The 6494-nt window shown below is 68.5% G+C and carries 7 protein-coding genes; 4 read left to right on the top strand and 3 right to left on the bottom strand.

The annotated features are described in order from the left end of the window. A partial coding sequence (locus BIS11_RS08525) for a methyltransferase (protein WP_253585922.1) occupies window positions 1-754 on the bottom strand: 754 nt, incomplete at its 3' end. 19 nt (window positions 755-773) lie between these two features. Continuing rightward, a complete protein-coding gene (locus BIS11_RS08520) occupies window positions 774-1574 on the bottom strand; it encodes a methyltransferase domain-containing protein (protein WP_253425308.1) in 801 nt (266 codons plus the stop codon). 198 nt (window positions 1575-1772) lie between these two features. Between BIS11_RS08520 and BIS11_RS08515 the strand changes: the two genes are divergently transcribed. The 4 genes from BIS11_RS08515 to BIS11_RS08500 are packed head-to-tail and all read left to right on the top strand — an operon-like array spanning window position 1773 to window position 5439. Beyond that, window positions 1773-2774 (top strand): LacI family DNA-binding transcriptional regulator, encoded by a 1002-nt coding sequence (locus tag BIS11_RS08515; RefSeq protein WP_253425305.1) that lies wholly within the window; start codon window positions 1773-1775, stop codon window positions 2772-2774. Between the two features lie 14 nt (window positions 2775-2788). Further along, window positions 2789-3757 carry a sugar kinase gene (locus tag BIS11_RS08510; RefSeq protein ID WP_253425302.1) on the top strand — a complete coding sequence of 323 codons (969 nt, stop codon included), beginning with the start codon at window positions 2789-2791 and terminating at the stop codon, window positions 3755-3757. A 42-nt stretch (window positions 3758-3799) separates the two neighbouring features. Then, the gene (locus BIS11_RS08505; RefSeq protein WP_253425299.1) at window positions 3800-4774 is read left to right on the top strand and encodes a D-glycerate dehydrogenase; all 975 of its coding nucleotides are present in this window, start codon (window positions 3800-3802) and stop codon (window positions 4772-4774) included. Beyond that, window positions 4771-5439 (top strand): HAD family phosphatase, encoded by a 669-nt coding sequence (locus BIS11_RS08500; RefSeq protein ID WP_253425295.1) that lies wholly within the window; start codon window positions 4771-4773, stop codon window positions 5437-5439. The genes BIS11_RS08505 and BIS11_RS08500 overlap by 4 nt, the downstream gene beginning before the upstream one ends. A gap of 82 nt (window positions 5440-5521) precedes the next feature. On the opposite strand, the gene uxuA is transcribed toward BIS11_RS08500, so the two are convergent. Next, a partial coding sequence (gene uxuA, locus BIS11_RS08495) for a mannonate dehydratase (protein WP_253585921.1) occupies window positions 5522-6494 on the bottom strand: 973 nt, incomplete at its 5' end.

Below are 6494 nucleotides of genomic sequence, written 5' to 3'. Positions count from 1 at the left end.
CGCCGTCGAGGCCCGCGTAGACGTCGCTCTCGATGACCCGCGCCGTCAAGGCGTTGGCCTCGAGAGTGCGCCGACAGGCCTGCACCGCGAAGGCGCTGACGTCCACCGCCGTCACCTCGAAGCCGCGCCTGGCTCGCCAGGCGGTGATGATGCCGTCGCCGCAGCCCATGTCGAGCACCCGGCGCGGCGGGCCGGGAAGCTCGCGCTCGAGGGTCTCGAGCAGCAGCCGCGTGCCTTCGTCCACCTTGCCATGACCGAATACGCCGGGGTGGCTGACCAGCGAAAGCTCGCCGACGCCAAAGTGCGTCCAGGGCTCAGAAGCAGCGCGCTTCACGGTGCGCGTGGCGTAAAGCGAGCAGCGCCGGGCGTTGTCCAGCTTGTTCCAGCCAAGGCCACGCTCGTCGAGCAGCTTGGGCACGCGCTTGATGCCACCCTGATGCTCGCCGACGATCTCGAGCGGGGTGGCGTCCGGCAGGGTGGCGCAGAGCCAGTCGAGCCACCACAGCCCCAGCTGGTGCGCCTTGGGCCAGAACAGTACCACCGGCGCCTCGGGCAGCACGATGGGCTCGTCGAAGGGAGAAAAGGCGGTGCGTTCGGCGCTCTGCCAGCGGGTGCGCAGCGCGACGTTGTCGCTGACCATGGCCGCCGAGCGGCTCACCAGCCAGTCGTCCTCCAGTGGAGCGATTGAGCAGAGTTCGGCGGCGCCACCGTGGTAGCGTTCGAGCAATTGGCAGGCAGGCAGTTGGGCACTCATGAATCGGTCTCGGGTTGAATCAATGGGGTCGGGTCAGGGTGTAGAGCAGGTAGCGCCCCAGGCGCCAGTGGGGCTCGGTGCGGCAATAACGCTTCTCCAGCGCCAGCAGGGTCGCCTCCTCGGCGGCGTCCGCCGGGGGCTTGAGCAGGTAGTCCTGAAAGATGCGGATGCCGGCCGCCTGGGAGAGCACCAAATCGTTCTCGGCGGCCCAGGCGGTGATCTGATCGTGGGTGACCGGCGAGATCGGCGTGAGGCGCTGGCGTCGCCCCTTACCTTCGAGCCGGTCGCTGAGCGCCTTTTCCAGGTTGCCCTTCACGGCGTTGGAAAAGCGCAGCGCATCGCGGTTGAACACCATCAGGCTCAGCTGGCCGCCGGGCGCGAGCAGCCCCGCCAGGGTGGCGAGCGCCCCGCGTGGATTGCCCAGCCATTCGAGCACCGCGTGGCAGGTGATCACGCCCCACGGGCCGGGCGCCTCTGCCGGCAACGCCTGCAAGGGCGCCGGCAGGTAGCGGATGGCGCCGGGCGGGAGCGTCTCCCGCTCGGCGTGCCACTTTCGGGCATGGTCGAGCATGTCCGCCGAGGGTTCCGCCAGGGTGACGGCATGCCCCCGCTCGGCGAACCACGCCGCCTGCTGACCCAGTCCACCGCCGACGTCCAGCACCGGCTGGCCGTCGAGAACGAGCATCTGCGGCAATAGATGATCGAGCATCTTGAGGCGCAGCTCGCCGCGCGGCGCGTGATAGAGCGAGCGCGAGAACTTCTCGGCCATGCCGTCGAAGTAGCGATCGCCTTCGCGGGTCAATTCATGAGGGGGCTGCATGGTCGGGCTCGATCTCTGCCGGATGAACTGTTAAAGGCGCCTAGTCTACGCCGCCGGCGACCAAAACGCTTGCCGGGAAAGCGCGGGGTCACAGCGATGCTCCATCTACCACTTTTGGCGATATTGTCACGCCAGCGCAAAGACCTTACTCTTTACCGCAATGGGAACGTTCCCAATACCCACGAGACAGCGCTCATCATGTCAGATCCCTCCCGGGCGACGCTGATCGAAGTCGCCGCCCGCGCCCGAACTTCGAAGACCAGCGTATCGCGCTTTTTCGGCAGCGAGCGCGACCGGCTGTCGGCGCCGCTGCAGGCACGCATCGATCAGGCCGCCCGCGAGCTCGGCTACCAGCCCAACCTGATAGCGCGGGGCCTCAAGGGCGCGGGGTCGAAGCTTCTGGGCATGGTGGTGGCGGATATCCGCAATCCGTTCTCGGTGGCGGCGGTGCACGCGGTCGAGCGCGCGGCGCGTGAGCGCGGCTACGCCCTGATCGTCTGCAACACCGACAACGACCCGGAGCAGGAGCGCCGGCACCTTGAACTGCTGGCCGCCTACCAGGTGGAGGGCGTGATCGTCAACGCTGCCGGCGACCCGCACGCTCAGCTTCACGCCTTGCGACATCGCGGGGTGCCGGTGGTCCTTCTGGACCGGGAAATCGCCAGCCTGGAAAGCGAGGCGGTCGGCCTCGACGACGCCCTGGCGGTGGATCTGGCCCTCGATCACCTCGAAGGCCAGGGGTACAGGGCACTGCTGTTCGTCACCAACGCGCCCCAGGAGGCAAGCGCCCGCAAGGCCCGCCTGGCGCGTTTTCTCGAGCGCAGCGCCGAGCGCGGGCTGAGTGCCCGCACCCTGACCACGCTGGAGGCCAATGAGCTGGCCTGCGCGCTCAAGGCGTTGCCTCGCGCCGCACCCGCGGCGGTACTCTGCGCCAACGCCACCGCGACCCTGAGCGTGACCCAGGCGTTCAACGCCCTGCACCTGCCGCTGGGCGAGATCGGCCTGCTCGGCATCGACGAGCTCGACTGGTGCGCGCTGGTCGGCCCCGGCATCTCCACGCTCGCCCAGCCGTTCGAGGCGATCGCCGAGGCGGCGCTGGCCCGCCTGCTCGATGCCTGCTCGACGCCTGCCCGTTTCGCGCCGCGCCTGATCGCGCGCGGCAGTACCCGACGACCCGGCACCCCGCCGGCCTTACCTTGATGAGAGATCGACGCATGGTCACCTCCCCTTCTGCTCTATCCGTTCTCACCTTCGGCGAAGCCATGGGCATGCTGGTCGCCGACGCGCCCGGCCCGCTCGCTGGCGTCGAACACTTCCACCGCCGCCTGGCCGGCGCCGACAACAACGTGGCCATCGGCCTTGCCCGGCTCGGCTTCAAGGTCAGCTGGATGAGCCGCGTGGGGCGCGACAGCATGGGCGAGTTCATTCGCCAGACGCTCACCGGCGAGGGCATCGACGACCGCTACATCCAGACCGACCCGGCGCACCCCACGGGGCTGATGTTCAAGGAGCGCGCCGAGCACGGCGCCGATCCGCGCGTGGAGTACTTTCGCCGCGGCAGTGCGGCGAGCCACCTCTGCCCGGCGGACGCCGAGGCGATCGACTTCTCCGCGCTCGATCACCTCCACGCCACCGGCATCACCCCGGCGCTCTCGAAAAGCGCCCTGGCGCTGACCCGGGAGCTGATGCAGCGCGCCCGCGCAGCGGGAGCGACCATTTCCTTCGATCCCAACCTGCGTCCTTCGCTGTGGGAAAGCGAAGCCGTCATGCGTGATACCCTCAATGAGCTTGCAAGCCTTGCAGACTGGGTGCTGCCGGGGCTCGCCGAAGGGCAACTGCTCACCGGTGAGAAGACGCCGGAAGCCATCGCGGACGCCTACCTCGCGCGCGGTGCCCGTGCGGTGATCATCAAGCTCGGTCCCCAGGGCAGCTACTATCGCGGGCGTTTAGGCGCTACATTGGAGAGTTTCGAGGTCGCCGGTCGGCCGGTGGCCAACGTGGTCGATACCGTCGGTGCCGGTGACGGCTTCGCCGTGGGCTGCGTGAGCGCCCTGCTGGAGGGGCGCTCGCCCCGCGAGGCGCTGGCGCGCGGCAACCTGGTCGGCGCCGAGGCGGTCCAGGTGATCGGCGACATGGAGGGACTGCCGACGAGAGCGCGGCTCGACGCGCTCGAGAACGGCTGATCGAAAAGGCTGATCCAACACTACAAGCAGACAGGAGACGGCATGAAAAAACGCATCATCGTCCAAGGACGGCTCAACGACGCACAGCTTGCGCATCTTGCAGAGCATTTCGAGGTTTGCGCGCCCCTGCGCTCCTTCGACCCCACGAATCCGGAAGTGCGCAGCGCCTTGGAAGACGTGCACGGCATCATCGGCGCGAGCATGCCGATCACCCCCGAATTTCTCGACGCCGCGCCGGCGCTCGAAGTGATCGCACTGGTCTCGGTGGGCTACGACACCGTCCCCGTCGACGAGCTGACCAAGCGCGGGATTTTGTTGTGCAACACGCCGGACGTGCTGACCGAAACCACCGCCGACACGGGCTTTGCGCTGATCATGACGACCGCCCGGCGCGTCGTCGAGCTGGCCACCTGGGTCAAGGCCGGCGCCTGGGAAGCCGGCGTGGGCACCGAGCGCTACGGCAGCGACGTGCACGGCAAGACCTTAGGGATGGTGGGCTTCGGGCGCATCGGCCAGGCCGTGGCTCGGCGCGGGGCGCTGGGGTTCAACATGAAGGTGCTCTACTCCAACGCCTCGCCCAAGCCGGACGTGGAAAAGGAGCTGGGGGCCACGCGGCGCGAACTCGATCAACTGCTCGCCGAGTCCGACTTCGTCTGCGTCACCGTACCCTTGACGCCGGAGACCGAAAAGCTGATCGGCGCGGATGAGCTTGCCCGGATGAAATCTTCGGCGATTCTGGTCAACATCGCCCGCGGCAAGGTGATCGACGAGGCCGCGCTGATCGATGCGCTGGAGCGTGGCGTCATCCAGGGCGCGGGGCTCGACGTCTTCGAGCGCGAGCCGCTGGCCGATACCTCGCCGCTGCCCGGCATGGCCAACGTCGTCGCCCTGCCCCACATCGGCTCCGCCACGCACGAGACGCGCACTGCCATGGCCCAGCGCGCGGTAGACAACCTGCGCCTGGCGCTGACCGGCGAAGCGCCGATCAGCCCGGTCAACGCCGAGGTACTCGCATGAGCGACATCTGCCTGCTGTTCGACTCCGACGGCACGCTGGTCGATAGTGAAATCCTGCTGGCCGAGGTGATGGGCGAGCTTCTGCCCGAGTTCGGGCTGCCCTTCTCTGCCGAGCAGTACATGGAGGAGTTTCGTGGTGTGCGCTTTCAAACCATCGTCACGACCCTGGAAGAGCGCTTCACGCCCTTGACGCCGGCGCGGTTCGAGGCGCTGGAGGCCGGCATGCGCGCCCGCATGGAAACCCGCATGCGCGCCGAGCTCTGCCCGATCGCCGGCATGCCGGCGGCACTCGACGCCCTCGCCGCGCACCCCAAGGCGGTGGTCTCCAACGGCCCGGAGCGCAAGATCCGCTGCGCGCTGGAGAGCACGGGCCTGGCGCATCACTTCGAAGGCCGGCTGTTCAGCGCCTATACCTTGAACGTCTGGAAGCCGGACCCGGCGCTCTACCTGAAGGCCGCCGCCGCCATGGGCCACGAACCGGCCAGCTGCATCGTCATCGACGATGCCGCCGTGGGGGTCGAGGCGGGCCTTGCCGCCGGCATGCAGGTGATTCACCTCAATCACTTCCCGGAAGACGAGCGCACCCCGCAAGGCGCCATCGAGATCCGCCATGCCGATGAGCTGGCGGAGGTCATCGCTCGTCTGCGCCGCACGGCGCAGGTCTAGCCCGTCCGATCCAGCCCCACCTGCAAAAGCGCCCCGCTCGATGACCTCGGGCGGGGCGCTTTTACGTGGGCCTGGCTCGGACTCACGTCAGCGTTCGTACCGCCATTTCTACGCCGCGCAGTTCGGCCAAGCCCCGCAACCGCCCGTAGAGCGGGTAGCCCGGGGCGGTGGCCCGGGCGTGATCGTCGAGCATGTGGTGGCCGTGGTCCGGGCGGATGGGCAGCCGCGCGCCGCCCTCGCGCTCGCGGCGGCGCTCCTCCACCACCAGCGCCTGGATGACGCCGACCATGTCGACGTCGCCGGCCAGATGCGGCGCCTCGTGGAACGAGCGCGGATCGGCTTCGCGCTGTGTCGAGCGCAGGTGCGCAAAATGAATGTGCGGGGCGAAGTGGCGCGCCATGGCCACCAGATCGTTGTCCTCGCGCACCCCGTAAGAGCCGGTACAGAAGGTAAGGCCGTTGGCCGGGCTCGGCGCGCAGTCGATCACCCACTGGGCATCGGCCCGGGTCGAGACCACCCGTGGCAGACCAAGAAGCGGGCGCGGCGGGTCGTCCGGGTGGATCGCCAGGCGAAGACCGAGCGCCTCGGCCACCGGCACGACGCGGCGCAGAAAATAGGCCAGGTTCTCGCGCAGCGCCTGCGCGTCGATATCGGTATAACCCGCCAGGGCCTCGCGAAACTGCGCCAGGGTGTAGTGCTCCTCGGCGCCGGGAAGCCCCGCGATCAGCGTGTCGATCAGCTTTGCGCGGCCCGCCTCGTCGAGTGACTCGAGATACCGCCGAGCCTCGCGCTGGTCGGCCTCGGAGTACTCCGCCAGCGCCCCGGGGCGCTCCAGCAGGTAGAGATCGAAGGCGGCGAAGGCGGTCTGATCGAAGCGCAGCGCCCGGGCGCCGTCCGGCAGCAAATAGGTGAGATCGGTGCGCGTCCAGTCGAGGATCGGCATGAAGTTGTAGCAGACGATGTCGATGCCGCAGGCGGCGAGGTTTCTAAGCGTCTGGCAGTAGGTGTCGATCAGCGCGTCGCGCTCGGGCAGGCCCTTTTTCACCGCCTCGGGC

Source organism: Halomonas sp. 707D4, assembly GCF_024158685.1.
In the GTDB taxonomy this organism is placed as follows: Bacteria; Pseudomonadota; Gammaproteobacteria; order Pseudomonadales; family Halomonadaceae; genus Vreelandella.
Note: the sequence above shows the minus strand (reverse complement) of the source record. Positions and strands in the feature narration are given on the sequence as shown.

What these genes read in the sequence shown, in the direction of transcription:
- BIS11_RS08515 (WP_253425305.1), top strand. Translation starts at nt 1,773, where the DNA reads ATGTCAGATCCCTCCCGGGCGACGCTGATCGAAGTCGCCGCCCGCGCC.
- BIS11_RS08520 (WP_253425308.1), bottom strand. Translation starts at nt 1,574, where the DNA reads ATGCAGCCCCCTCATGAATTGACCCGCGAAGGCGATCGCTACTTCGAC.
- BIS11_RS08510 (WP_253425302.1), top strand. Translation starts at nt 2,789, where the DNA reads ATGGTCACCTCCCCTTCTGCTCTATCCGTTCTCACCTTCGGCGAAGCC.
- BIS11_RS08500 (WP_253425295.1), top strand. Translation starts at nt 4,771, where the DNA reads ATGAGCGACATCTGCCTGCTGTTCGACTCCGACGGCACGCTGGTCGAT.
- BIS11_RS08505 (WP_253425299.1), top strand. Translation starts at nt 3,800, where the DNA reads ATGAAAAAACGCATCATCGTCCAAGGACGGCTCAACGACGCACAGCTT.